The organism is Candidatus Thermoplasmatota archaeon (assembly GCA_022848865.1).
GTDB lineage: Archaea > Thermoplasmatota > Thermoplasmata > RBG-16-68-12 > JAGMCJ01 > JAGMCJ01.
Map to the genome: position 1 here is coordinate 1 of JAJISE010000028.1, position 26,121 is coordinate 26,121.

Annotated in this window: 23 protein-coding genes; 15 read left to right on the forward strand and 8 right to left on the reverse strand. The window is 57.7% G+C overall.

Features of this window, described 5'->3' with window-relative positions; all coding sequences use genetic code 11:
- Positions 1–270 precede the first annotated feature (270 nt).
- Genes LN415_06400 through LN415_06430 form a run of 7 tightly spaced genes read left to right on the forward strand, consistent with a single transcriptional unit; the run spans position 271 to position 6,620 of the window.
- A complete protein-coding gene (locus tag LN415_06400; GenBank protein MCJ2556723.1) occupies positions 271–537 on the forward strand; it encodes a hypothetical protein in 267 nt (88 codons plus the stop codon).
- 6 nt (positions 538–543) lie between these two features.
- The gene (locus LN415_06405; protein MCJ2556724.1) at positions 544–1,068 is read left to right on the forward strand and encodes a helix-turn-helix domain-containing protein; all 525 of its coding nucleotides are present in this window, start codon (positions 544–546) and stop codon (positions 1,066–1,068) included.
- Positions 1,065–1,706, forward strand: coding sequence for a protein-L-isoaspartate O-methyltransferase (gene pcm / locus LN415_06410; GenBank protein ID MCJ2556725.1), 642 nt, complete (start codon positions 1,065–1,067; stop codon positions 1,704–1,706). Before LN415_06405 ends, pcm begins: the two co-directional genes overlap by 4 nt.
- Before the next feature lie 39 nt (positions 1,707–1,745).
- Positions 1,746–2,441, forward strand: coding sequence for a TraB/GumN family protein (locus LN415_06415; protein ID MCJ2556726.1), 696 nt, complete (start codon positions 1,746–1,748; stop codon positions 2,439–2,441).
- Positions 2,442–2,459: 18 nt separating this feature from the next.
- Positions 2,460–3,083 (forward strand): FAD-dependent thymidylate synthase, encoded by a 624-nt coding sequence (thyX, locus tag LN415_06420; protein ID MCJ2556727.1) that lies wholly within the window; start codon positions 2,460–2,462, stop codon positions 3,081–3,083.
- Positions 3,084–3,108: 25 nt separating this feature from the next.
- A complete protein-coding gene (gene priS, locus LN415_06425; protein MCJ2556728.1) occupies positions 3,109–4,323 on the forward strand; it encodes a DNA primase catalytic subunit PriS in 1,215 nt (404 codons plus the stop codon).
- A complete protein-coding gene (locus LN415_06430; protein ID MCJ2556729.1) occupies positions 4,320–6,620 on the forward strand; it encodes a tetratricopeptide repeat protein in 2,301 nt (766 codons plus the stop codon). The genes priS and LN415_06430 overlap by 4 nt, the downstream gene beginning before the upstream one ends.
- On the opposite strand, the gene LN415_06435 is transcribed toward LN415_06430, so the two are convergent.
- Positions 6,598–7,458, reverse strand: a complete 861-nt coding sequence (locus LN415_06435) for a hypothetical protein (GenBank protein ID MCJ2556730.1) — start codon at positions 7,456–7,458, stop codon at positions 6,598–6,600. The two genes, LN415_06430 and LN415_06435, sit on opposite strands and share 23 nt — an antisense overlap.
- A gap of 55 nt (positions 7,459–7,513) precedes the next feature.
- Between LN415_06435 and LN415_06440 the strand changes: the two genes are divergently transcribed.
- From LN415_06440 to ftsY, 3 genes are read left to right on the forward strand one after another with little or no spacing between them, the layout of a single operon-like run.
- A complete protein-coding gene (locus LN415_06440; protein ID MCJ2556731.1) occupies positions 7,514–7,750 on the forward strand; it encodes a 50S ribosomal protein L18a in 237 nt (78 codons plus the stop codon).
- Positions 7,747–8,169, forward strand: coding sequence for a prefoldin subunit alpha (gene pfdA / locus LN415_06445; protein ID MCJ2556732.1), 423 nt, complete (start codon positions 7,747–7,749; stop codon positions 8,167–8,169). The genes LN415_06440 and pfdA overlap by 4 nt, the downstream gene beginning before the upstream one ends.
- 2 nt (positions 8,170–8,171) lie before the next feature.
- The gene (gene ftsY / locus LN415_06450) at positions 8,172–9,101 is read left to right on the forward strand and encodes a signal recognition particle-docking protein FtsY (GenBank protein ID MCJ2556733.1); all 930 of its coding nucleotides are present in this window, start codon (positions 8,172–8,174) and stop codon (positions 9,099–9,101) included.
- Here the strand turns inward: ftsY and LN415_06455 are convergent.
- The 6 genes from LN415_06455 to LN415_06480 all read right to left on the reverse strand — a co-directional run bounded on the left by LN415_06455 (position 9,098) and on the right by LN415_06480 (position 14,227).
- Entirely contained in the window at positions 9,098–9,784 is a 687-nt protein-coding gene (locus tag LN415_06455) for a glycosyltransferase family 2 protein (GenBank protein ID MCJ2556734.1), read from the reverse strand. The two genes, ftsY and LN415_06455, sit on opposite strands and share 4 nt — an antisense overlap.
- 94 nt (positions 9,785–9,878) lie before the next feature.
- Positions 9,879–10,670 carry a glycosyltransferase gene (locus LN415_06460; GenBank protein MCJ2556735.1) on the reverse strand — a complete coding sequence of 264 codons (792 nt, stop codon included), beginning with the start codon at positions 10,668–10,670 and terminating at the stop codon, positions 9,879–9,881.
- Positions 10,671–10,746: 76 nt separating this feature from the next.
- Positions 10,747–11,427: a PHP domain-containing protein gene (locus LN415_06465; GenBank protein ID MCJ2556736.1), complete on the reverse strand. Its 681-nt coding sequence runs from the start codon at positions 11,425–11,427 to the stop codon at positions 10,747–10,749.
- The gene (locus tag LN415_06470) at positions 11,396–12,472 is read right to left on the reverse strand and encodes an ATP-grasp domain-containing protein (GenBank protein ID MCJ2556737.1); all 1,077 of its coding nucleotides are present in this window, start codon (positions 12,470–12,472) and stop codon (positions 11,396–11,398) included. The genes LN415_06465 and LN415_06470 overlap by 32 nt, the downstream gene beginning before the upstream one ends.
- Positions 12,457–13,083 carry a PIG-L family deacetylase gene (locus tag LN415_06475; GenBank protein ID MCJ2556738.1) on the reverse strand — a complete coding sequence of 209 codons (627 nt, stop codon included), beginning with the start codon at positions 13,081–13,083 and terminating at the stop codon, positions 12,457–12,459. Before LN415_06475 ends, LN415_06470 begins: the two co-directional genes overlap by 16 nt.
- Before the next feature lies 1 nt (position 13,084).
- Positions 13,085–14,227 carry a glycosyltransferase family 4 protein gene (locus tag LN415_06480; protein ID MCJ2556739.1) on the reverse strand — a complete coding sequence of 381 codons (1,143 nt, stop codon included), beginning with the start codon at positions 14,225–14,227 and terminating at the stop codon, positions 13,085–13,087.
- A gap of 94 nt (positions 14,228–14,321) precedes the next feature.
- On the opposite strand from LN415_06480, the gene LN415_06485 reads away from it, so the two are divergent.
- Together LN415_06485 and LN415_06490 are read left to right on the forward strand one after the other, a co-directional pair.
- Positions 14,322–15,263, forward strand: coding sequence for an SDR family oxidoreductase (locus tag LN415_06485; GenBank protein ID MCJ2556740.1), 942 nt, complete (start codon positions 14,322–14,324; stop codon positions 15,261–15,263).
- 304 nt (positions 15,264–15,567) lie between these two features.
- Positions 15,568–16,203 (forward strand): class I SAM-dependent methyltransferase, encoded by a 636-nt coding sequence (locus LN415_06490; protein ID MCJ2556741.1) that lies wholly within the window; start codon positions 15,568–15,570, stop codon positions 16,201–16,203.
- Between the two features lie 4 nt (positions 16,204–16,207).
- Here the strand turns inward: LN415_06490 and LN415_06495 are convergent, their stop codons facing one another.
- Positions 16,208–17,218, reverse strand: coding sequence for a glycosyltransferase family 4 protein (locus LN415_06495; protein MCJ2556742.1), 1,011 nt, complete (start codon positions 17,216–17,218; stop codon positions 16,208–16,210).
- A gap of 101 nt (positions 17,219–17,319) precedes the next feature.
- On the opposite strand from LN415_06495, the gene LN415_06500 reads away from it, so the two are divergent.
- From LN415_06500 to LN415_06510, 3 genes are all read left to right on the forward strand, one after another.
- A complete protein-coding gene (locus LN415_06500) occupies positions 17,320–18,426 on the forward strand; it encodes a glycosyltransferase family 4 protein (GenBank protein MCJ2556743.1) in 1,107 nt (368 codons plus the stop codon).
- Between the two features lie 82 nt (positions 18,427–18,508).
- On the forward strand, positions 18,509–21,796 hold the full coding sequence (locus LN415_06505) for a PKD domain-containing protein (GenBank protein MCJ2556744.1): 3,288 nt from the start codon (positions 18,509–18,511) through the stop codon (positions 21,794–21,796).
- Between the two features lie 108 nt (positions 21,797–21,904).
- Positions 21,905–26,121, forward strand: a 4,217-nt coding sequence (locus LN415_06510) for a hypothetical protein (GenBank protein ID MCJ2556745.1), incomplete at its 3' end; no start/stop codon positions are given.

Sequence of the window (26,121 nt, forward strand, 5' to 3'; positions counted from 1 at the left end):
GATCGTTAGTCGGAACTTCATTGCACCAACCTGCTTTTCCATTCAAAAAAGAATGGAGGAGGCTCCCTCCCCCTATTGGAGGAGGTTCTATTATGTGGGCAGAATAATAGAAAAGCCTCGGAAGTGAATGGATAGACCGCTCTTATATTGGATTTGGTACAAACGTCGAACAGAGACGGTGCGGGCCCGATGTCCGCTTCGTTCTGAGCGTGAGAAGCGGTCACTGAGGAAAAAACCTTTTTACGCTCAGTCCGTTCACCAAGCGATACCATGTTGCTGGAAGTCCTCCTCGTTGTGCTGCTCTTCGGCTTCTCCCTGATAATGCTCATCGCGTCCTCGGTGAGCTACGTCAGGGTGAGAAATCCAAAGCTGCTGCTGGTCTCCATGGCCTTCCTCGTCTTTCTCATTCAGGGCATCCTTCTCCTGATCGCCGTCTCAACCGAGGGTCTCTGGGAGGACTGGGGGATCCCTTGGCATTATCTCCTGCTCCAGCTAGTCGCCGTTGTCATGTTCTATTTCGCTGTCGCGAAGAAGTGAGGGGCCATGAGGGAAGCCCTGGATCTCGAGAACCGGAAGCGCATCTATGACTATGTATCGAGATATCCTGGGACATACCTGAGGGAGATCCAGAAGAACCTGGAGATGGAGATGGGCGTGCTGGAGTACCATCTGAACTATTTGGAGGAGAAGGGGCTGCTGTCGAGCGAGATGGACGGGAGGCTGAGGCGCTTCTACGTCGGCGAGGAGGTCGACTTCCTTGACAGGAGACTCCTGGGTCTGATGAGGCAGAGGATCCCGCGGAAGATAGCCATCAGAGCCCTCCTCGAGTCCGAGGTTTCCTTCGACGCCCTGAGGAGCGAGCTCGGGATATCGAAGTCCACGCTCTCCTTCCACCTCAGCAAGATGAGGAGCGTGGGGATCCTGCGGGAGAGGAAAGAGCAGAGGAAGACGCACTACTCGATAGAGGACGAAGATGAGGTGGCCAGGATACTGATAACCTATAAATCGTCATTCCTCGATGACTTGGTGGACAGGTTCGCCGAGGTGTGGATGGAGCTGCGTGTATGAGCTACGAGAAGGAGAGGGAACGCATGGTTCAGAAGCTCATCCGAGGGGGGCACATCCATTCGCCAAGAGTCGTCGAAGCGATGCGGAAGATACCCCGGCACTACTTCGTGGACATCGGCAAGATGGCTTACGTGGATTCTCCCATGTCGATAGGCGAGGGGCAGACGATATCCGCTCCGCACATGGTGGGCATCATGCTCGAGGCTCTCGACCTGCGGGACGGGCAGAAGGTGCTCGAAGTGGGAGGCGGATCTGGATACCACGCGGCCTTGGTGGGCGAGATGATCGGGGGCAAAGGGACGGTCTACTCCGTTGAGAGAATCGAGGGACTGGCCCTGAAGGCGAGGTCGGCCTTGGAGAGGGTCGGGTTGTCCGAGAGGGTGAGCATCATCGTGGCGGACGGTTCTCTCGGGCTTCCTGAGCATGCGCCGTATGAGCGCATATTCGTGACGTGCGCCGCGCCGGCGATCCCTGACCCTCTCGTGGACCAGCTGGAGGAGGGAGGGAAGCTCCTGATTCCCGTCGGTGGGACGTACCTGCAGGACCTGGTCCTCGGCATAAAGAAGCGAGGCAGGATCAAGAAGAAGTCCCACGGTGGCTGCGTCTTCGTTCCTTTGGTTGGCAGGCACGGATTCTGAAGGAATAGTTAAATAGAGACGGGTGGAATCATCGATTAGATGATCACGCTCGTCGGTGTGGGCCATGTTTTCGACATCAAGGACGAGGTAAGGCGCGTGATCATAGAGAGACTGCCCTCGGTCGTGTGCGTCGAGCTCGACAGAGCCAGGTTCCACGCTTTGATGAGTGGTGCAACCGGTAGGCCGGGCGGGCCCCTCCCGTACAACGCTCTCGCCTTCTTCCAGAGATGGATCGCCCGCAAGTACGGCACGGACGTGGGTCAAGAGATGGTCGCTGCGGTCAGCTCCGCCCGCGAGATCGGCGCGGATGTCGCCTTCATAGACATGGAGGCAACCGACGTCTTCCAGAGGTTCTGGAGGGGGATGAGCTTCAAGGAAAGGGTCAAGATGTTCGTTGCGCTGGCATCCAGCCTCTTCGTGCGCAAGAAGACCATCGACAGGGAGATCAGGAGATTCGAAGAGAACAACGAGACCTACCTCGAGGCCTTTGGGAAGGAGTTCCCCTCGATCAAGAGGATACTCATCGATGACAGGAACACCCACATGGCCAGGGCCATCGAGAAGATCAGCGAGACCCACATGAACATCGTGGCTGTCATCGGGGACGGCCATATCGAGGGAGTGAGGGACCTGCTGGGAGACAGGGAAGTGGATGTCGTGAGGCTCAGGGAGCTCAGGTCAGAGCCATCCACGGACAGCGTGACCTTCTCGTTTTCGATAGAGAATGATTCGTAAATCTCATATCGAATGAGGATGATGATGTTTGGGGATCGCATCAACGTCGAACTAGTGAGATACACGCCTGACCCTGTGGAGGCTGCGGGCCGGGCGGCCGGCATATGCTGGGACAAGGAGGAGAAAGAGGAATACGGGGCCTTCATCAGGAGGGTGGTGAAGAAGGGGCACGAGAGCGTCATCGAGCACGTCTCCTTCACCTTTCGGATAGAGGGAGTGAGCAGAGCGCTGACGCACCAGCTAGTGAGGCATCGGATCGCGTCCTACTCGCAGAGAAGCCAAAGGTACGTCGATGAAGGCGAGTTCGAGTACGTGACGCCTCCGAACGTGGAGGAGAATGAGGAGGCGAGGAAGCTCTTCGTGGGTTTCATGGAGGAGTCGAAGGGGCTGTACGACAGGCTGCGAGGAATGGGAATTCGAAAGCAGGATGCCCGCTTCGTTCTGCCCAACGCCTGCGAGTCCAAGATCATCGTCACCATGAATGCGAGATCGCTCCGCAACTTCTTCAACCTGAGGATGGCCCGGGGTGCTCAGTGGGAGATACGAGAACTCGCCGCGAGGATGTTCGACCTGGTTCATGATGTTGCGCCGGAGCTCTTTGAGGATTTGAAGGAAGCGGCCGATTTGGCTCGCAAGGATTAAGACCCGCAGATGTCATTTGGAATCCATGGAGAAGAGCGCGACGGAAGACTTCCTGATGCAGAAATTCAGGGAGTACTACAAGGGCACTGAGCTCTATCTTCCTAACGAGTTCGGTCATCGCGAGTTCGGCTTCATGTTCTTCAGGGGCGGCTATGTCCAGAGGCACCTTGGCTTCAAGACGAGAAACGAGGTCAAGAGGTTCCTCCTTGACAGGGCGCCCTCCCATGTCTACTACTCCTCCGCCTATTACGAGAGGCCTGGAGCTGGGACGATGGACGAGAAGGGGTGGCTGGGTGCCGACCTCATCTTCGACCTGGACGCGGACCACATACCGCGCGTGAAGGGGTTGCCCTTTGAGAGACAGCTTCATGAGATCAAATTGGAGCTGATGTCCTTGGTCGATGATTTCCTCCTCGACGACTTCGGCTTTGCGGAGGATGATCTCCTGATCACGTTCTCAGGCGGGAGGGGGTATCATGTCCACGTCAGATCGCCAAGGGTGAGACCGCTGACCAGTCCGGAGAGGAGGGAGATCGTGGATTTCATACAAGGGACGGGGTTGGAGGCGGAATCCGCATTCCGCAAGAGGTCCATTGGCAGAACTCCATTCGGGTCGGTGTTCACACTTGAGATGCCACAGCCCGATGACGGTGGATGGTCCACGAGAGTGCACAAGGGGCTAATGGACTTCGTCGGGCTACTGGAGAAGATGCCCAAGGACGAGGCGCTGGAGAAGCTCGGGGAGTTCGAGGGGATAGGTGACAAGACGGCGAGCGAGATCTACTCGTCCCTCTTCGAAGGAGAGGCTGGTGTGAGGGGCGTTGACCGGCTCCGTGAGGGGAGGTTCGACTTCTTCCCGAAGGATTCCTACAGGAACCATCTCGTCAAGATCGCGATCGGGCACACGCTGGGGACCTATCGCAGGGAGATAGATGAGCCTGTCACGGCGGACATAAAGCGTTTGATCAGACTCCCCACGAGCCTTCACGGGAAGAGCGGGATGAGGGTCATAATCCTTCAGCGGGGCGAGGTTGACGACTTCGTTCCCCTCAGGGACGCCTTCCCCGAGGCGTTCGGGAGCGACCCAGTAGAAGTGGTGCTCGAACAGGACGTCTCACTCAACCTGAAGGACGAAAAGATTAATTTACACGAAGGCATAACTGATGTTCCAGAGTTTGCAGCCGTGTTCTTGATGTGTCGTGGTCTTGCAAAGCTGTCCGAGAACGAGGAGCGCAAATGAAGAGATTCGTGGATAGGCTGGAAGGCGGCTACAGGGTCGTCAGGATACGAAGGATAAGGAGAATCGTCTATGCCATACTAGCCCTGATCACGATATTCTTCCTTGCTGCGGTGACGGTTGCGAACGGGGCGAGCCTGAGGCCGTTCTATTTGCCCTTGGACATCGTCCTTGGCGTTGCCCTTGTGATGGGTCTCGTCTGGCTTTTTCTGTCCTTCGTGTTCAGGAATCTGAGGATGAGATATGCGGCGAGGAGCAGCCAGAAGTTCCTCATGGCCGGCAATTCGATCAAAAGAGCGCTCATCCTCACGGTCGTTGCCATCATCGTGGGAGTGCTGTTCGTCCTGCCCTTCTTCCACTCCGCCACGGAGGACCACCTCTCGAGCGAGATGACAGTGACGGTGTTTGGGGGGACCGAAAGGGGTGTCGACCTCTGGAACACTGACGGTCTGGGATTGACCGAGACGAGGCAGGTCACGATTTATGTCGTGGGCGATGCCGTGAGGGCGTGCTTCATGGAAGGGGACTATGACAGTGGTTCTCCATGCCCTCCCTCAGACTGGGAGCTCGTCGATGATGTACAGCCCAAGTCGTACGTGCTGAGAGGGGACGGACTCCGCATTTACTCGTTGGTGCTCAACGGGACGATCGGGTCCTCGGACGTTCGGATTCTATCGGAGAGCGCGATTTCCGAGACCATACTCGGGGTCGTGCCGTTGACCATGCTCATAATAGCCGTATTGAACGTCATCTGGATCGCCATCCTGAATCCCGTGAAGAAGAAGTTCGCGGCAGTATCGATCTACAGCCGGGAGTATGTGGAGAAGGTAAAGAAGGATGAGCGCTTCTACGGCGCAAAGCCCACCAAGACTGCTCCCGAGCCAGTGACCGTTCCGGAGACGGTTCCGTCAGTCAAGGCGGAGATCGAGGCAGAGACCCCGCCCGTGGAAGAGGTCGAGAGACCTCCGCCACCACCGCCCGAGGAAGAGATCCCGCCCCCGCCAGAGCTCGTGACCGTTCCGTACCTCTTTGAAATGGCGAAGGACCGCGTATCCGTGCGTGAGTTCGAGCAGGCGGTCGGGTTCTACGATGACATACTGGAACGGGAACCGGACAATGTTGCCGCCCTCATCGGCAAGGGAACGGCTCTCACGTCGCTGGATAGGGAAGATGAAACGATAGAATGCTTACAGAGAGTCCTCGAAGCGGACCCCAAGAGCAAAGCTGCCCTTCTGTGGATGGCAAAGGTCTTCGACTCGAGGGAGAACTGGGACGAGGCCCTCAAATGGTATGACCGGTACTTGGGGATCTACCACGGGGACGAGAAGCACTGGATAAAGCACGGCGACGTGCTTGTGAACCTCGGAAGGGGGGACATCGCCATGGAGAGCTACAGGAATGCGTTGAAGATCAACCCGCACAACAGAGATGCCACCCGGAAGCTGGAGAAGCTGAAGATCTCCGTCAAGGACCTCATGACGCGTGCTCTGAGCAGGTCGGCCCTAGGGAATTATCTGGGTGCACTGGAGGTTTTCGACCGGGTCCTGAGAATCGAGCCGGGGAACACCAAAGCGCTCCTCGGAAAGGGTGTGGCTTACAGGCGGCTCAACAAGATCAACAGCGCCGTAGAGTGTCTGAATGCCGTCCTTGAGATGGATCCGGAGAACCAGGCAGCCCTTCTGAACAAGGGCGGCCTGCTCGAAGGGCAGGAGAGGTGGCAAGAGGCGCTCTACTGCTACAACTTGCTCGTGAAGATGAACCCGAAGGATGATGAGGCGTGGGTGAAGAAAGGGGACGTCCACCTGAACCTCGGGATGAAGGACGAGGCCTTCGAGAGCTACGGTGAGGCAATCGCCCTCGACCCGGAGAACGAGGACGTTCTGCAGCGACGGATGGCCCTCGAGGGCGAGCTCGCGGAGGCGACTGAGGAGAAGGATGCGGTCGAGAGGCTCTCCAAGATCAAGGGAGTGACGAAGAGGAGAGCGACCCTGCTGTACGAGGCTGGCTTCAGGACCGTGGAGGAGCTGAGCGAGGCGAGCACGAACAAGTTGAAGGCGATCCAGGGGATAAGCAGGAAGACCGCCAGGATGATCTTGGAGTCCGTGAGGGCGGAGGCCGAGGAGTTCGACAAGAGGCTCAACGAGATACCTGGCGTTGGTCCGTCACTTGCAAAGGCGATCTTGGATGCAGGATACGCCTCGGTCGATCAGATCACGTCCGCGTCGCCCAAGGAGCTCAGCGAGATCAAGGGCATAAGCAAGAAGAAGGCGGAGAGCATCATAGACTTCCTGAGCCAATAAGAGAACAGCAGGCCCTCTTGGAGGCGTTCTCGCGGTTTCTCCTCAGCGTTGCTGGAAGGGGGACCGCTATGCCGTCGATTCCCTCGTTCAGCAGTGCATCGTCCAGCCAGGCGCTGTTCCGAGGCCTCATGCAACCGAGGACTATGGGAGTCCTTGGAAGCGCTTTCCTTGACCGGCGGTAGAAATCGACTATGTCGATGTCCTCCGCCATGACCCCCTCGAATGGCGTTCCGGGGACGGGAAGCAGGGAGGTGATGACGAGGGCCTTTGGGTCGCTCTCGGAGACCATCTCCAGTGCTCTTGACTCGCCCACCAGGCGTCCGCCGTGTATCCCGACGCATATGTGAGGTGTCAACGGAACGGAGGCTTCCCGCAGGAGGCGGAGGGAGCGCTCGACGTCGCCTATCCCGCAATCCAGGTTGTACACCTCCCTGAGCGTCTCTTCCGAGCCTATCACATCCACCGAGACCGAGTCCACCTGCGAGGAGGAGAGGATGTCCGCCTCCCTGCTGTTCACGAGACCCGGGTGGACGTTGACCAGGAGGTCGGTCTCGCGCTTGATCCGCTTCAGTGTTCCCGCGAAATCCGCTATCGGGACCCTCCCCTTCTCATCGCAACCCCCGCTGAGGAGGAAACCGGTTGCGCCGTTCTCCTGCAGCTCGCACGCGACTTGCCAGAGACGACTGGGCTTCTCCGCCGGGATCATTCCCTTGAGGAAGTGTCCCCGGCAGTGCAGGCAACCCAATGAGCATCTCCCGCCCGTCACGGAAATGGAGGGGAAGTCCTTCCCGGGAAGGAAGAAGTGAGCCACGCCGGTCGTATCTGCAACGTCGTACAAGGTCTTTTGGCGGAAGGCATTTAACATCGGAGGGAATAAGGGAAAGGGATTCGCCATGAAACCCTACAGGATATCGGGGACCTTCCTCATGGGGGACTCCTGGTCGCCCTTCAAGAAGGAGGTCGCAGCAAAGGACCAGGTTGATGCCGTGAAACGCCTGTATTCGGACCTGGGAAGCAAGCACGCAGTGAAGCGGAGGAACATCAAGATAACGGCAGTTGAGGAGCTGCCGGAGGACCAGGTCCAAGATCCAATCGTGGGGTTCTTGATCAAAGGAGGAGCGGAGAAATGACGGAGGAAGAGCTCAGGAGCGCGGTGGCGACCTTGGAGTTGGCCAGAGCCCAACTCGATGGCCTAGCCAAGCAGGGCGAACTTCTCAGGATGGCCCTGGAGGAGCACATGCGGGCGAAGGAGACGATCTCGCAGTTCAACAAGACGAAGACGGGGGAGAAACTTCTCGTTCCTGTGGGCGCCGACTGCTTCGTCTCCGCGGCTGTCGAGAACAATGAGGATGTCATCGTGGGTCTCGGGTCCGACGTGATGATCACAGACACCACAGGAGACGCGATAGCAAAGCTGGACAAGAGGATCAAGCAGATGAACGACAGCGAGAAGGAGTTGGCGAAGAGGATGGCCGAGCTCGACGGTGAGGTCGCCCGGCTCACGGAGAAAGTCCAGAGCGAATATGATGAGTACCGTTCTCAGGAATGAGCATGTTCAAGTTTTTGAAGGACCGTCTGAAGGGCTGGCGGGAGAAGACCGCCGAAGAGGCGGGAGAGATCATATCCGAGGAGAAGGGCAGGAGAATCCGGGAGAAGAAGCTGGAGGACGTGCTGTGGGACCTTGAGATCAGTCTCATGGAAGCGGATGTGGCCGTCCCGGTGATAGAGGAGATCAAGGAGAGCCTGAGGGAAGACCTGATCGGGAAGAAGGTCTCGAGGACTGTCAGCTTCTCCGAGGGGATCGAGGTTGCTCTCAGGGCGGCGCTGAAGGATGTCCTGGTGACGGAGGAGCTCGACTTCGAGAGGTTCATCGAGGACCACGAGAAGCCCGTTGTCATCATGTTCGTCGGGGTCAATGGCACGGGGAAGACGACCGCGATCGCAAGGGTGGCTCACCTCCTCAAGGGGAAGGGGATGAACTGCGTCATGGCCGCGTCCGACACGTTCCGTGCGGGGGCGATAGAGCAGCTCGAGAAACATGCTCAGAACCTTGACGTAAGGCTCATCAGACACGATTTCGGCGGCGATCCAGCGGCCGTGGCATTCGACGCGGTGGAGCATGCGCGGGCGAAGAGGAAGGACGTCGTGCTGATAGACACGGCGGGAAGGATGCAGACCAACATCAACCTCATGGACGAGATGAAGAAGATCAGGAGGGTCACGGATCCAGACCTCGTCATCTTCGTGGGGGACGCACTTGCGGGCAACGATGCGGTCGATCAGGCGCAGGCGTTTCACGAGGCCGTTGGCATCGATGCTGCGATTCTGTGCAAGATAGATGCGGACGCGAAGGGCGGGGCCGCGCTCTCCATAGCGAAGGCGATAGGGAAGCCGATCATATACGTCGGGACGGGGCAGGAGTACGGCGACCTGGTCAGATTCGACCCGGAGTGGATGATAAAGAGGATATTCGAGGACTAGCGCGCTCTGCCGAACTTCTTCGAGATCAGGAACTTGAAATTCCTCCACCCGTCACGCCAGCTCTGCAGTTTCTTCTCCCCGGTCCTCGGTCTGTAGTCAATGGGGATCTGCTTCACGCGGAACCCTTTCGTCATGGCTTCGATCTTTATCTCCTCCGAGAAGGGCATGCCATCGCTGGTTACGTTGAGGGAGTCCAGAAGCTCTCTCTTGAACACCCACATGCCGGATTGGGAGTCCTTCACCTTGACGCGGAACAGAAGCCGCATCGTGACGTTCAGTATGCGATTGCCTATCCTGTGCATGAGGGTCATCGCCTCGGGGGACACGTTCGAGAGCCTGTCTCCGATGATGAAATCGGCCTCGCCCGAGTCGAGGATTCTGACGAAGTCGGGTATTCGCTCAGCGGGGTATGTGCAGTCCGCGTCCAGCGTCGCGACATAATCTCCCTTCGCGTTCTTGAAGCCGGTCTTGTAGGCCCTGCCGTAGCCCCTCCGCGGCTCGTTCACGACCCTGGCGCCTCTCTCCTCCGCGATCTTCACAGTTCCGTCGGTTGAGTCCGTGTCGACGACGAGGACCTCGTACTCGGTCTCGGAGAGATGCTTCTGGACGTCATCGATCACCTTGCCGATCGAGTCGGCCTCGTTCATGGTCGGTATGACGACAGTGAGCTTTACTGGAACCACCGGGGCGAAGAATCGTTCCCAGATATTTAAAGCCTCATTCCCTGCCGTCTTCGGCTGCAGGGGACGCCGGCGGGCACGACCTGGAACACGTTCACTACGCCTGTTCCGGTTCCTTCCTCCTGCGGAAGAACTTGTACCCGGCATAGCCGAGAAGTGCAAACACGAGTCTCGTGAGAGACCAGAAACTGATCTCCCGCCTGAACATCTCGAAGGGCCGGTAGTTCCTCCACAGCCTCCCGTGCTTGAGCGTCAACTGTTTTCTTCCCACCCCGTTCCAGAATGCCTGCTCGTAGAACTTGTAGAACGTCGGGCGGGCCCTGTGATACATTATCGCTTCCTTCTCGTAATGAATCGTCGCTCCCGCCTCCACCGCCCTGAGGTTGAGATCGATGTCCTCGGCGGTGATGAACCGGTCATCGAATCCACCGATCCTGTCGAATAACGACTTCCTGTACGCCAAGTTATTGCTCGGGAACGTGATGTCGAACCCCTTGTACATCAGCTCGACCCGCTCAAGGTCCTCGAACGGCTGGTAGCCGATGTTGATGGTCTTCCCGGCCACGACGTCCCAATCCTGCAGCGAGGCTCTCACCCTGCTTATCCAGAATGGATTCACGATGCAGTCGGCATCTATGAACGCGACCGCTTCACCGGTGCAGTTCTCCACGCCATAGTTCCTGCTCAGTCCCCTCGTCCCGCCTCTGACCACCAGCTTGATGAAGTCGTATCGCGACATGTACTCCTTCACTATCTCCGCGGTGGAATCGGTGCTCTTCGCGTCGATGATCACGATCTCTATTGGCGGTTCCTGATTGACCAGGCTGTCGAGAAGGTGGGCCATGTTCCTCTTCTCGTTCCTGGCCGTCACGATTATGCTGATCAACATGGGTGCCGCTCCTAAATGCGTAGCGTATATATTTATTGAGAATGTTCGCGACCGAGCTCGCACCCAAGCTCCGCAGTCATATCTGACCGGAGGATGCATTGGCGGGCCAATCGCTCCAAAGCTCATCGAGTTCTGCTATGCTGTGGGCGTCGCTTCCCTGAAGTATCTGAACGCCCTCGGAAACGAGTAGGGACAGGAACCCGCTGTCCGGGACTCCGTACTTGAGATTGTGCTCGAATACCTTTCCGCTGGGACCCGCGAGAGACGCTATCTCTTCCTTCAGATACGTGGGGATCCTCACCCCGTTCATCTTGAAGATGTTCCCAGGGTGTGCGATGACCTGCACCGCAGGATTGGAGAGTACGGCCTTCATCGACATGGACCAGTTCTCCAGGGCCTCGGCCTTGTTCCTTCCTATGTCGCGACGAGCCATGAACCCCTTGGCACGAGGGATCCTGTGGAATGCCGCAAGGACCAGGTCCGCCCGCGAGACCCGCCCGAGGTCCGCATCTATCCTCCCGCTCATGTCCAGGACCTTCGCCTCTACGCCCGCCAGAACCTCGATTCTGCCCGCGAACTCCCTCTTGAGAGCCTCGATCTCCTCGAAGAACTCGTCCAGCCACGCCGTGTCGACCCTGACGTGGTCCGTGATGCAGATCCTGTCGAACTCCCTGGTAACGGCGAACTCCACAATCTGACGCGGTGTTGCGAGACCGTCGGAGAAACTAGAGTGAATATGGATGTCCGTCCTTGTCAACGAAGATCTCCCCCCAATACCGGATCATCCTCGTCCCGTACTTCGGCTCGATCGGCGGGATCTCTTCCCCGAGGGCGAGCTTGACACCGAGGTAGGGCAGGTTGACCCCCGCTCCCGTGCACATGACGATCGTTCCGCTCACTCTCGGGTTAATCTCGATGATCTTCGGAACGCCATCCCCGGAGCGCTTGAACTGCATGTTGATGTTGTACTCGAGACCAATCTCCCTGGCAATCTTGGAGGCCAGTTCCTCGATCTCTGGGTCCTTCTCTATCCTCCCCATGAACGATATCCCGAGCTTGGTGACCTCCCTCGGGCGGGGCAGGACCGCCAGGGCTTCACCGCCACTGAGCAGGAGGTCCACGCTGTACTCGGTCCCGGGCAGATACTCCATCACGACCAGCTCGGGGAAGGGGTCCGCCCCGCTCAGCACCGGTGAGATCTCGTCCAGTGTCGTGACCGTATGGGTCGGCTTGTGGTTCATGAGAAGGTCGAACCTGTCCACGCTCGGGTCAAGAACCCTGAAACCCCTGCTTCCCTTACCGATCCTCGGCTTGAAGCACACGGGCACTTCGGGATGGCCCAGTTTCTCCACCGCCAGCTCGAATTCCTTGAAGGAGCTGACCATCACGGATTCGGGCGCTGGAAGGCCTCGCTCCCGCACGAAGTCGCAGAGCAGCCCCTTGTCGTTGGCGATCGTCAGCGCCTCCGGTTTGGAGACTGGAACCTTGACCCCGATCTCCTCGAACCTCTGAACGTTCTCGGAGAAGGGCATGAGCTCGTACGTCGCGAGAGGCAGAATCACATCCGCCCGCTCCTTCTCGGCCAGCTCGAGCATCGTGGGGACGAACTCCGGGTCCGTTCCACCGGGGACCACATGTCCCCTTTCCGCCATGAAGAGCCCCACCGCATCCGGGTTCATGTCGGTGCCGACGATCTCGATCTTCCTCTCACCATTCAGCCTCAGGCTCTTCATGATCGGAGGGGCACCAGGTGCCCCGGCTGCGGTCACGACGACCGTGATGTCCTTCAGTCCATTACCCATCGGACGACCTCGAAGGCTTCGGCGTAGTCCTTCTCAATCTGAGTCCCTCTGGTCCTCGCGAGCCCTCGGATGAACTCCGGATTGAGATAGGTCCTGTACTGCTGCGTCCCGTAGCACGCGAGCGCGTCCAGCTTCTTCTGAACGTGCTGCTCATCGAGCGGGACGAAGCAGACCGTGTTGAAACTTATGTTGTTCCAGGGCTCCTCGTACGCCAGGATCGTATCCTTCTTGTACGCGCGCCTCCCCTCCTCCGCCATGGTCTTGTGGTCCTGGTGCAGGTCCGCGAGCGAGGGCATGAGCACGATGTCCGGAGAGATGTCCCTCCGCAGTTTCACGAGGTCGTCGAGGATCTCCTGCCTGTGATAGGAGAACTGTCTGACCTCGTAACCGTATGTAAGAACGTGCTCGTCCGGAACGCCAAGGACCTCCATCGCCTTGTCGAGCTCCTGCTTCAGCGCGTCCTCGGGGAATCCCTCGCGGGTGACCTTGACCACGGAAAACGCTGCATACCAAACGTCCGCCTTCTCCTCTACGAACCTGGCGATCGTGCCGCCACATCCGAGCTCCCCGTCATCCGTGTGCGGCGCTAGAACTAGTATCCTGGAAAACATCTCAATCAGCCCCCAAAACCCTGTATGCCCTAATAAGCCTTCTTTTCATGATGGCCCAGTTGTACCTCTCTTTCGCTGCTCGCCTTCCTTTCTCGGCGATGTCCGCGAGCCTCCCCTCATCCTCGACAAGGCTCAGAATGGCGTTCTTGACCTCGCCTGCGTCGTCGAACGGTACGACGACCCCAATCCCCTCCTCCTTTGCAATGTCGGCGTTGCCCGTCCCATCGCTCACGATGACAGGCTTCCCAGCGGCCATGGCATTGAAGAGCCTGGCGGAGATCCCCAGCCGGATGTTGGTGTTCCGCGGGTCGTGTATGAGGATGATGATGTCCGATGCAGAGATGTGATCGAACATCTCCGCCGAGGGGATCCATCCTATGAAATCGACGTTCTTGGCCTCTTCTGCCACGCGGGAAATCTCTGAGACCAGACTACCGGTCCCGCCGACCACGAGTTTGATGTCAGGCCCCTCCAATCCCGCGAAGATGTCGATGAGCATCTGCATGTTCCTCGACGGCTCGAGCATGCCTGCGCACAGGGCGAGTTTGCCCGCCGTTCCCAACATCGCTTTCCTGACCTGGCCGATCCTCTCGACGTCGGGCTCGCGGACTTCCTCGCAGTTCATCACGAGGACGACTTCCTTTGCCCCGTAGCTCTCAAGGACGGACGCGACCTGGGGTGTGACAGTGAGAACGATGTCCGCTCGGGAAACCGATCTCCTCTCAAACCTCTCGACGACCTTGGTGAGCCACCTAGGCACACTGTTCTCGACCATCGCCCAGTATAGCTCGTGCGCGTCGTAGACCAGCTTCACCGAGCGGAGCTTCGAGAGTATCCGTCCCAAAACGAGGGTGTCGAAGTCGTGCGCGTGGACGACGTCGAAATCGAGATTGCGCGACTTCAGAAGGGCCCTCCACAGGAAGAGAGGGAGCTTGACAAACATGTCGAAGGGGTCGTTGTAGAGCGCCCGGGGACCGAATCTCAGGACGGAAACCCCGCCGACGGCCTCAGCGTCCTTGTGACCCCCTTCCCTGTCCCAAGCCAGTATCCGAACCTCATGGCCCTCCTCCAGGAGCGCCTTCGCCTCCCGCTCGACCCGGTAGTCGGGCCTGTACGGGTTCGAAAGCAGCATCAGGACCCTCATTCGATTCTGCACACAGCTTACCGCTCTTAAAGTTATCTGGTACCGAGAATGCACCCGATATCAATTTATAGAGAGGGTCGGCTTTCACATCGGAATGCTTGAGGGCAAGAGGATCCTCGTCACCGGAGGCGCGGGCTTCATCGGGTCGCACATAGCCGAGAGACTGTGCGTGGAGAACGATGTCGTCGTCTACGATGACCTGAGCGCCGGGCGAGAGAGCAATCTCTCTGGCTTTGATGGGAAGGTCGACTTCGTCCGGGGTGACGTGCGGGATTCCGATGCCCTTGGCGAGGCGGTCCGCGGCGTGAATGTCGCCTTTCACTGCGCCGCAAGAGTATCTGTCACGGAGAGTGTCGAGGACCCTCTCGGAACGAGCAAGGTCAACATCGGGGGGACTCTGAGACTTCTGTGGGAGAGCAAGAAGGCAGGTGTTGAGAGGGTCGTCTTTCCGTCCTCGGCCGCGGTCTACGGCTCCAGCCCCGAGATACCGAAGAGAGAGGACATGCAGCCAGACGCTGATTCGCCCTACGCCGCGTCCAAGATCGTCGGCGAGCAGTACTGCAGGCTCTTCACCAAGGTGTATGACCTCCCGACCGTCATCCTCCGATGCTTCAATGTCTACGGACCCAGGCAGGACATCTCCTCTCCGTACGCATCTGTCATTCCGAGATTCGTGACCGCCATAGCGAGAGGTGACAGCCCCCAGGTGTTCGGTGACGGCGAGCAGACGAGGGACTTCGTCTACGTCGAGGACGTCGTCGATGCGTTCACGCTGGCGGCAACTGCGACGGGGGCGGAGGGAGAGACATTCAACGTGGCGTCGGGAGAGGGCACCAGTGTTTTGGAGCTTCTCGAACGGGTGTCGGGGATCGTCGGTTGCACGACCGAGCCCGAGTTCCTACCGGAAAGGCCAGGCGATGTCAAGCACTCCCTCGCTGATGTCTCGAGGGCGGGGAGCAAGCTTGGATTCGCGCCTCGAGTGGGCATTGAGGAAGGGCTGCGGAGGACCGTGGACTACTTCAAGAGCCTTCATTGATTCTGCACTGTTTTGAGCGGTTGTGAGCAGTATTCGGTCGGGAGCACTGGCGAGGATGAGCGGAAGGATTCTATAGCCACCTTATGGCGAGCTTATGGAAAGCATATGGGATTACTATAGAAAGCATATAGAAGGTCTATGGCAGTCCTATGGTAGGTCTATTGTAGGTATATAGGAGTCATGGGAGAATCTCGATGTCGCGACTAACGCAGAGCGGAGTCCCATCGGCCGATGCCCAGACTGCTCAGAAGAATGAGAAAAGGTTCAAATACGTCCGCACGGTTGAAACGGACTGGAGCCCCAGATGCCGACGAGCCACTGGAACCAGCTGAACGAGATCATGGACATGGTCGTGCTGATAAGTCCCAAGAGCGTTCTAGACGTCGGCGTGGGCTTTGGGAAGTACGGGTTTCTTTCGCGGGAGTTCCTGGAGCTTCGGGACAGCGAAGTGGAATACGGCAAGTGGAAGAGGACCATCGACGGAATCGAGGCCTACGAGGGATACCTCACGCCCGTGCATGAGCACATCTACGACGAAATCTTCATCGGGGACGCGGTGGAACTGGTCCCGAACCTGGAGAAGAAGTACGACCTCGTCCTGCTCATAGACGTCCTTGAGCACCTCGACCGCGGCGAGGGTGAGAAGCTCTTGGATGCATGCATCGGACGAAGCGGGCACGTGATAGTCTCCACGCCCAAGAACATAGGAGGCCAGAAGGACTCGCATGACAATCCCTACGAGGTCCACAGGTCGCAGTGGACGAAAGCGGACTTCGCTCGGTTCCCTGGCAAGTTCTTCGTCCCGAACTACAACTCGATCATCTGCTACATCGGCGGGGACGCCGCGAGGCTGAGAAGCGCTCTGAGAAGATCGAGGGTGGGCTCCGCGATTACGAACCTATTCCCGTTTCTCTCTCCATCTGGAAAGCGCAGGCGGTGAGGCTTCAGGAGACGACCGAGCGGTACGCTTCGACCGTTCTCTTGGCGATCCCGTCCCAGTCGTACTTGGCGGCCATCTCGTGCGCCTTCGAGCCCATCTCCTTTGCCCGAGCTCTGTCGATGCTGCCGATGACCTCGACCATCTCCTCGACGTCCGAGACCAGGTAGCCGTTCTCCCCGCTCTCGATGATGTCGGGAAGGTGACCCTCGGGCGTCGTGACGACGGGCTTCTTGTAAGCGAATGCGAAGAAGACGCTGCCAGAGGTCGTTATCCACTTGTACGGGATGAAATAGATGTCGGCCGCAGAGAAGTAGGCGGGGACCTCCTCGTCGGGAATGAACCTAAGATCGGTGATGAGCCGGGGGCCGAGCCGCTTCCTGGCCCGCTCGATTTCCCCCCGAATCTCCCGGTCAGGGCATCTTCCCGCGAGAATGCCGACATAGTTCGGCGGGAGCTTCTCGAGCACTTCTATGAAGGTGTCAACGCCCTTGTTCCGGCGGTCTGGAGCGAACAGGAGGAGCGCGATCTTGTCCTCTCCGATGCCCATTCTCTTCCTCGCCTCCTCGGCGGGAACGCTCCTGGCGAGCGTGTTGAAGTGACCGTGAGGAATGGTCACCAGCCGGAGATCGGACGAGAGCTTCTCAGAGACGACGGCCCTCGTTCTGTCGCTGTGGACTATCCCGAGATCCGCCCAATCGGCGACGGCACGCATGACGGCGAGGTCATCCGCGAACTGAGGCTCGTGCGGGAGGATGTTGTGCACGGTCCACACGACCTTCACGTTGAACTCCTCGGTGGCGTTGCGGACCAGCTTCAGAATGCGCTCGTACCTGAACGGCACCCAGTGGAGGTGCAGCAGCTCGTATCCCCTCGAACGAAACGCGAAGAACTGAGAGATCGAGTAAGGGTACTGCCTGCCGAAGGACTCCAGCTCGGCGACCTTCACGCCCAAGGACCTGAGGGAGGAATTCAGGAGCTGGACGTATGGAGCGTCGGTTCGGGGACAGGCAATCACCTTCAACGGAAGACCTCTTTCCAGCGAATCCTGCTTGCGGGATAAAAGCATTTGGATGGTGATGTTCTTATAACGTGGCCTGATATTCTCATCGAGAAGCCATGAAGGTCCTGCACATCTCGCCTTACACGAAGGACGACTTCTATTCGGGCGGCAAGGACGTTAACGAGGTCATGGACAGTCACATAAACCGATATGCCCGAATGTTGAACCAGAGTGGGGTCGAAACGACGATCCTCTATTTCTCAAGGTTGGCGAAGAAGACGAAGAGGCTGACGCACAGAGACGGCTACGACGTCATTGTCGCAAGGTCTGTGATAATCCCTTGGAATGTTCACTTCTCGTTCGACATTTTCGAGATGCTCAGCTCATCCGGATGCGACCTCGTCGACTTCAGAGGCATATTCAGCCCCATGTATCCGTTTGTCGCTAGCAGCCTCTCAAGCAAGGGCATTTCCTTTGTCGCGGGAGACCCGGGCGGGGGATACGCCGAGTTCCTCAAGCGGAGACAGTTCATCCCCCTGCGACCTTGGTTAAGACGGACATTGCCCCTCGCGAGTGTTCTGTTCTCTGGCTCCAACGCGGAGAAGCGGTTCCTCGTCACGTATGGAATGCCTGAGAAGCGCATCCTGCTTCAGCGCATGCCCGTCGAGGACTACTTCGTTCCCACGGGACAGAAGGAGGAGGAGTTCACAGTCCTATATACCGGAAGGCTGATTCCCCTGAAAGGCGTGGACACACTCATCCGCGCGTTCAAGGGCTTCGAGGGGAGGCTATGGATAGTGGGCACTGGTCCCGAGGAGGACAGACTCCGCGCCCTCTCAAGAGAGCTTGGAGCAAACGTGAGGTTCTTCGGTTACCTGAACAGAAAGGAGCTGCCGAAGCTCTACAGCGCCGCGAGCGTCACGGTGCTGCCCTCCTTCACGGAATCCTTCGGCTACACGATCGCGGAATCGCTGGCTTGCGGAACACCTGCGATCGGGAGCAGGGTGGGCATGGTCCCTGAGATGATTACCGATGGCAAGAATGGCTACCTCTTCAGCTCGGGGAGCGTCGAAGAGCTGAGATCGAGAATCGTGCAGGCGCGGGACAATCTCGAGGAGCTCACGCAGAACTCGCACTTGGCGTCCGAAGAATACTCTTGGGACAGTGTGATTTCGACCGTTCTCAGAGGATACAAGATGGCAGTAGGCGAGGGCGTCGACTAGATAAGTGATTTCGAAAAGCTTTTTGTATTCCCTGGTCCATGTGGAACTGGGTAGTTGATTGGGGGGGATTCATCCACGCTTCTTGGCGCTGTCTGTCGCGCTTCTCATGATCGTAGGCGGGAGCGTGCTCATCGATTGGCCTCCTGCCTGGCAATCGGGCGATCTGGACCTGTTCATCGAAGACGCTGACCTGACATTCAATCCATCGAGCCCAGTCGAGTTGAACGCCAGCGTAGCGATCGAGGCCGAAGTCCATCTCAAGGGAGGCAACTACGAACTGCAGTGGACAAAGAAAGGTGTCTCTCTGGACCTCGGCGGGGCCCAAGGCAATGACGACTACCACGTCATCTCGCCGCGAATCCTCAAGGAGGGCGGTCTGTACAAGATGTGGTACTCGGGAAGCGATGGACCGCACTATCGTATCCTCTATGCTACATCCGCAGATGGCATCAGCTGGGCAAAACACGGAATGGTGCTGGACATCGGTGCCCCGGGCGAGGCCGACGACACACACATCGCATATCACTGGGTGCTCAAGGAGGGGTCGACCTACAAGATGTGGTACAGCGGTCTGGACGAGTACACTCCCTACGGGGGCATATATCGGATCTTCTATGCGACCTCCCCGGACGGGATATCCTGGACAAAGCACGGTGTTATCCTGGATGCCGACCCGCCAGGAGGAGCGGGCCACCCGCTGACTCATCGCCCTTGTATTCTGAACGATGGAGGCAGCTACAAGATGTGGTACTCAGGTCGCGATCAGGCAGGAACAAGGAGGATTCTGTATGCGACCTCGTCTGACGGGACGAGCTGGACCAAACACGGCGTGGTATTCGACGTCGGTCCTCCAGGAGGCTTGGAGCAGACGGGTGTGACCACACCGTTCGTCGTCAACCTGGCGGGGCAGTACGTGATGTGGTATGCTGGCCTGAACGGTTCCGAGGCTCGCATATTCCTGGCGACATCTCAGGACGGCTTGAGCTGGACGAGGGAGGGGCTTGTCCTTGACTTGGGACCGCCAGGGTCAGAAGACCATCTGAGACTGAACGAGCCGTTCATCGAGTTCTCGGGAGGGATTCCACAGCAGATGTGGTATGCCGCAAGAGGTTCGAACTACAAGATCCTCAGAGCCACAGCGTCCTTGGAACCCGTCGACGTTGTGACATCCGTTGCATTCTATCTAGATGGCCTGAGTCCCTCGGACGAGATCGGAAGAGTTGACAACGTCACCGTCCCTCATAATGGCTCCAGCGGCGTATCGATCACTTGGACCGCCGCACCTCCAGGCACGCACATGATTTGCGCCCAAGTCGACCCTGACGATGCCTATGATGAGGCGGACGAGCTCAACAATACGGCGTGCAGAGAGATCGAGGTTGTCCGATTGGGTCCTACGGCCGACGCCGGTCCTGACCAGACAGTGTACGAGGGCGATGTCGTGCAGTTCAATGGAAGCGGTTCGGAGGGCTCTGGGGCAAGGCTCTGGAAGGACACCTTCGACGATTCGAGCAAGGTCAACTCTCTCGAAAACACCGCGGTCGAGAGCGGACAAGTTCGATTGACGCCCATCTCATTTGAACTCATCGAAACATTCGAGACCCTCATCGGCTACCAGCTCGTGGACGATCAGCCTCGTACGATGTTTCAGTGGGATTCGATGAACGATACGATGACGTGGCACTCAGATAGGGAAGACCCCGCGGACACGTTCGAGAGGCTGGTCAGGAGAATACCCTTCGACCTCACGGACAGATTCGATTTCCAGGCAGAAGTCGAGTACTTGTACACCATGGCTGGACCATTCGCAGAGGTCTATCCTCTTGTTCTGAAGTACCACGGCTCCTATCGTTCGACGTCCCACTTCGGCGCGACCAACAACTCGATCGTGCTCATCCTCTACGGAGGGGACCCGACGAACGACAGGCACTCGTTTCTCTTCTGGGATGGTCGCGGAACGAGGCACGAGCCCATGAACCAGGTTTATGACAGCGAGTTCGACAAGCTCATGCATGGAACGGTGAGATTCGACTCGAGCACCAGGGCGTTCGACGCCTGGCTGCAAGATGATTTGGGCACCGTGGTGGGAAGCGGGTCCACCACAATCGCTCCGGGCAGCTTCAAGCTGACGGAGTTCGGAGTGGGTGCCATAGGCGTCGACTTCGGCGGTGTGTCCGAAGGCTACACCGACACGCTGTCCCTCAGAGCATACGGCTATCCCGACGGGAACGTCACATCCGTTCTTATCGAGCCCCAGGACATAATCAGCTGGGGCATGCTCAGCTTCAACACGACCGAGCCCACCGGCACCAACGTCACCGTGGACGTGCTCGATGAGTTCGGCAACCCAATCATCTCTGGACTGGACGCCGGCGACAGCCCAGTCGAGCTGACAGGATTGATCGACCCAGTGCTCTATCCTCGGATAAGGCTCAAGGGGATGCTGTCAACGGACAGGAACGAGACGCCTTCCCTATTGGAATGGAGTGTCAGCTACGTCGCAGATGCTCCTGCAATTGACTACTCATGGGATCTCAATCATCTGACCGATTCGGACGGTGACGGTGACTTCACGAACGACGTGGACGTGACCGGACCCACGCCGACACACATCTATGGTGACAACGGTCTGTACGTTGTCACGCTGACGGTGACAGACGAGTTGGGATTTGCTGATTCGGACACGTGCAACATCACGGTCCTCAACATAGCTCCTTCAGCCGGTACCATATCCTACTTCCTCAACGCCTCCTTCGCATTCCGGATTGCTGGAGAGAAGTGGCACAACGTGGAGGTGCACCTCTTCGAGGACGGCGTTGAGACAGGATTCGCAAACATCACAAGATATCCGGGGAGTCCGAACGAGCAGATGGCGGTTCTCGCAAACGTCTCCGTGGATTTCTCCAGACACTACTCCGCGATTGCGTACTACACGCCGACGGACGATCCCGTCAACGGCGAGGTCTGGGGAGCGGACCCTGCGTGGCTCATCTTCTCTTCTGAGGATGGAGAGTCAAGAGCACATCACACATTCAACGTAAGACATGAGGAGACGTGGATCTGGAGCATTCAGAATGTCTCCCTGCTGTTCCTCGGACACAACATCACTTTCATCGCGACGGCGTCCGATCCAGGAAGCGACGACCTTCTGTTCCAGTGGGAGTGGGGAGATGGTACATCGACTGTCAACGTCCACTACAACGATGGGATCGGGCCCGATCCGCCTGAGAGCCCAGAGGTCAATCCGATTCACGCCGTGGATAGGACTGTCCATTCGTACACGTACTCCGGATCGTACACGATAGTATTGACAGTAATCGATGATGATGGCGGAGCGAGTGTGTCTTCCCTTTTGATAGATATCGGATGAGGCTAGAAGGAGTGACCACAGGGCAAGATGCTGGTCACCCCGGTTTGGAGGAGTGATGGGGGCAAGCATTATATCTCCGTATATTCTGTGGGCAATCGGGGAGGTCAGATGTGGGGGACTAGACTAGTCGTTGTGACATTGTCGGTATCGCTATTGCTCTCTTGGATGCCTTTCGTTCATGCTGGCGAGGACAAGATGGACATACACCAGCAGGGGGAATTCGACTTATTTCTCACGGAAAGCAACATCTCGTTCTCTCCCTCTCACATGGTCAACCTGAACGACAACGTAGAAATCCAAGCAGAAGTCACCAGAGCGGGCGACCAGTGGTCCATTGACTGGATCAAGGAAGGAGTGAACATACCGCTGGGCGGAGGGGGAGACGATGATGTCCATATGGTTTCGCCCAGAGTCATCAAGGACAACGGTACATACAAGATGTGGTACGGCGGTGCGACGGGACTGGGACGGGTCTACGAGATCTTCTACGCCACGTCTCCAGACGGCTTCACATGGACGAAATTCGGCGTCGTGCTGACTATAGGTCCTCCAGGAGACCTCGATGATCAGAAGGTCTGCCTCCAGTACGTCGTGAAGGAGGGCGATGTCTACAAGATGTGGTATTCGGGCGCCGACGACTACATATCTTCGGGGGGCACGTACAGAATATTCTACGCGACGTCCAACGATGGAACGACATGGAACAAGCAAGGACTGGTGCTGGACGTGGATCCGCCAGGAGGGACGGACGCGAGAATGCTCAGGAGTCCGGTCGTGCTCAACGAGTCTGGCGTGTACAAGATGTGGTACACGGGAACAGATGCCTCCAACACGGATCGAGTCCACTATGCGACATCTCCAGACGGAGTGTCCTGGACGAAGCACGGTGTTGTTCTGGACAGAGGCTCGCCAGGAGACTATGACGAGACGGGAGCGGGATGGCCATTCGTCTGGCGCACCCCATGCGGCTACACTATGCTCTATACAGGACGGCAATTAAGTGAGTTTCGCGTCCTCGAAGCGGTTTCTTCGGATGGCATTGAATGGCTGAAAAGAGGATTGGTCGTGGATCTGGGCCCTGACCCAGAGGAAGACACTCGAATCGATGACGTGTTCGTGCTCTTCAATGGCTCCATTCCTGAGAGAATGTGGTATGCCGCACTGGGCACCAACTACCAGATATTCTCAGCCTCCCCGACTCTCACGAATCTGACCACCTCGGCTTCCGTGACTTTCTACCTGGATGCTGTAAGCCCGCCCGATCTGATGGAAGAGCATCTCGCCCTGCAGTTCCCGGTCTGCGGATGCAGAGTCGCTTCCACGAATTGGACCGCCACATTGCTCGGCGTCCATGAGATAATAGTGGTTGTCGACCGCCAGGATCTGGCGAGCGAGTCCAACGAGTCCAACAACATTGCGAGTCGCAGAATCGTCGTTATGAATCCATTAATCGAGGCCGATGCCGGACCCGACCAGATCGTCAACGAAGGGGATCTTGTTGAGTTGAATGCGAGTGCCTCGCATGGGGCCGAGGAGGTGCAGTACTGGTCCGATTCCTTCGAGGACGGTTCGAAGATCGCCGATCTGCATAACACAACGATTCAGACTGGAAGTATTGTGCTTGCCAGGCTCTCCTTCGAGAGGACTCACTTATTTGACGTGGATCCGGGATTCGTGCTTCTGGACGATCAGCCACTCACGGATATCTGGTGGGATCAAGGAAGCGAAGTTGTCAGGTGGCACTCGGACAGGGATGACCCCACGGACACCTGGGAGAGATTCGTGGGGAGGCTGCCGATCGAACTGACCGACAGATACGACATCCGGGCTGACATGTACTACTTGTACACTCGCGCTGACCCAGTTTCAGAAGTCTATCCGCTGCTCCTGAAGGACCACGGTACCTACCGCTCAACTTCCCACTTCGACCCAGCCAACAACTCACTAGTGTATCTCTTGTATGGGGGAAATCCCGACCGACACTCACTCCTCTTCTGGGACGGTCTCTACAACCGGCACGAGCCCATGAGCCAGATTTATGACAGTCAGTTCAACAAACTGCTCCATGCGAACATTAGCTACGACTCGATCACGAGGGTGTTGTACGTCGAGCTGCGGGATGATGTTGGCGCTCTCGTGTCGAGTGGATCCGTGACAATCCCTCCGGGCAGCTTCAGGCTAACGGAGTTCGGAGTCGGCGCCATAGGCACCGGCGGTGGGGGCATATCCGAAGGTTACACCGATACTCTGTCCCTCAGGGCATACGGATATCCCGACGGGAACGTGACGTCCGTTCTTATCGAGCCCCAGAACATGGTTAGCTGGGGTGCGCTGAACTTCAACACGACCGAGCCCATTGGCACCAGCGTAACCGTGGAGGTGCTTGATGAGTTCGGCAACCCGATCGCCTCAGGACTGCGTGCCGGTGACAGTCCCATCATACTGACGGACTTGGTCGACCCCGTGCTATATCCCAGGATAAGGCTCAAGGCGATGCTGTCAACTGACAGGAACGAGACGCCTTCCCTATTGGACTGGAGTGTCAGCTACGTCGCAGGAAAGGCTCTCGCCAGCCACTACTGGGATGTCAATCATCTAGTCGATTCGGATGGCGACGGCAACTTCACGAATGATGTGGACCTTGACGGTCAAGTCGTCTACAACACGTACGGGGACAACGGAATGTACGAGGTTCATCTCAACGTCAGCACCGACACCAATGAGACGTACTATGACATGTGCAATGTGACGGTCATCAATGTGCTCCCCTCTGTTATCGTCACGCCTCCCCCTTCACCTGTGGAAGGTGTCCCGCTCACTTTCGACATAACGGCATCCGATCCAGGAAGCGACGACCTGACCTTAGTACTGGACTGGGGAGACGGCTCAAACGGTTCCTGGATATTCTACAACGACGGCATGGGTCCGGACCCGCCAAACAGTCCGGATGTGAATCCCATGACCGTTGTCGGCCAATGGAATCATACGTATGGTCACGCGGGAGTCTATTCGGTCAATGCGACCGTGATTGACGACGATGGCGGAACGACGACTCTGATTCTTCCACTGGACGTCTCTAACGTGAAACCCACTTCAGCGATAGATGTCTCGCAACCGAACCCTGTGGCGGAAGGTTCCTCCGTCCTCCTGGGCGGCTACTTCGACGATCCAAGCTGGCTCGACAATCACACCGTCACGTGGGACTTCGGAGACGGTCAGAGCGCTGCTGGGAGCTTCACGCCAGGTGTGGGCTTCACGCACCACATTGTTGATAACGTCACTCACGTGTACGGCGATGATGGCTTGTTCCAGGTGACTCTCAACGTCACAGATGACCTTGGTGGTAGTGATGACGCTGCCGTGGCGATAACGGTTCTCAACCTGAATCCAAGCGCCAACATCAATTGTCCGTCCAAGGTCTCAGTTGGCATCGGCTTCCAGTGTTTCACCAACGCAACCGATCCAGGAAGCGATGATCTGACTGTTGACTGGGATTGGGACGACGGCACCACGCACGACACCACCGTCTATTTCAACAACGGAGTCTCACCGGACCCGGATCCAAGCCCTGGGCCCGTCTACCCATTCTCAGCAGATGACCTGGTAGCGCATTCGTATGCCTCGGTCGGGAACTACACAATCGTGCTCAACGTCACAGACGACGATGGCGGCTACGTTGAGCTCCAGTTCGCTATCGAGGTCGTCGGACCACCCGAGACCACGATAGTCATCGGAAACCCGCAGTACGTCTCTACCGACGTCTTCATAACATCGTCCACTCCGATTTCCTTCATCGTGTGGGACAGAAGCGGGACTGGGATAGAATCCACCTACTACCGAGTGGACGGTGGCAGTTGGGTGGCCTACCTGTCCCCGTTCACCATCGTCGCTGAGGGACCGCACACCATCTACTTCAACAGCACGGACATGCTGGGTGGCGCGGAAGCTACAAAGAACTTCAGCCTCATCGTTGATGACACACCGCCTTCCTCCGCAATCACCGTGGGGACGCCAAACTACACTGATGTTGATCTGTGGATAGGTCCTTCGACGCCGCTCACGATCACGTCAATCGATACCAGCTGCGGTCTCTCGCATATCGAGTACGAACTGGATGGCGGCGGATGGCAGACATACACCGCTCCGATTACTGTGCCCGCTGAAGGGAGCCATGTCCTGCTCTATCGAGGAATTGACAATCTGGGAAACACGGAGATCCCTCAGAGCCTGACGTTCTGGGTCGATGGGATTCCTCCGGTCTCGAGCATCATTGTGGGGGCGCCCAACTACACATCAGTGAATCTGTGGATCTCCCCCTCCACGAC

Coding starts and splice junctions, on each gene's coding strand:
- LN415_06400 (MCJ2556723.1), top strand. CDS start 271: ATGTTGCTGGAAGTCCTCCTCGTTGTGCTGCTCTTCGGCTTCTCCCTG.
- LN415_06405 (MCJ2556724.1), top strand. CDS start 544: ATGAGGGAAGCCCTGGATCTCGAGAACCGGAAGCGCATCTATGACTAT.
- pcm (MCJ2556725.1), top strand. CDS start 1,065: ATGAGCTACGAGAAGGAGAGGGAACGCATGGTTCAGAAGCTCATCCGA.
- LN415_06415 (MCJ2556726.1), top strand. CDS start 1,746: ATGATCACGCTCGTCGGTGTGGGCCATGTTTTCGACATCAAGGACGAG.
- thyX (MCJ2556727.1), top strand. CDS start 2,460: ATGATGATGTTTGGGGATCGCATCAACGTCGAACTAGTGAGATACACG.
- priS (MCJ2556728.1), top strand. CDS start 3,109: ATGGAGAAGAGCGCGACGGAAGACTTCCTGATGCAGAAATTCAGGGAG.
- LN415_06430 (MCJ2556729.1), top strand. CDS start 4,320: ATGAAGAGATTCGTGGATAGGCTGGAAGGCGGCTACAGGGTCGTCAGG.
- LN415_06440 (MCJ2556731.1), top strand. CDS start 7,514: ATGAAACCCTACAGGATATCGGGGACCTTCCTCATGGGGGACTCCTGG.
- pfdA (MCJ2556732.1), top strand. CDS start 7,747: ATGACGGAGGAAGAGCTCAGGAGCGCGGTGGCGACCTTGGAGTTGGCC.
- ftsY (MCJ2556733.1), top strand. CDS start 8,172: ATGTTCAAGTTTTTGAAGGACCGTCTGAAGGGCTGGCGGGAGAAGACC.
- LN415_06460 (MCJ2556735.1), bottom strand. CDS start 10,670: ATGTTGATCAGCATAATCGTGACGGCCAGGAACGAGAAGAGGAACATG.
- LN415_06470 (MCJ2556737.1), bottom strand. CDS start 12,472: ATGGGTAATGGACTGAAGGACATCACGGTCGTCGTGACCGCAGCCGGG.
- LN415_06475 (MCJ2556738.1), bottom strand. CDS start 13,083: ATGTTTTCCAGGATACTAGTTCTAGCGCCGCACACGGATGACGGGGAG.
- LN415_06480 (MCJ2556739.1), bottom strand. CDS start 14,227: ATGAGGGTCCTGATGCTGCTTTCGAACCCGTACAGGCCCGACTACCGG.
- LN415_06485 (MCJ2556740.1), top strand. CDS start 14,322: ATGCTTGAGGGCAAGAGGATCCTCGTCACCGGAGGCGCGGGCTTCATC.
- LN415_06490 (MCJ2556741.1), top strand. CDS start 15,568: ATGCCGACGAGCCACTGGAACCAGCTGAACGAGATCATGGACATGGTC.
- LN415_06500 (MCJ2556743.1), top strand. CDS start 17,320: ATGAAGGTCCTGCACATCTCGCCTTACACGAAGGACGACTTCTATTCG.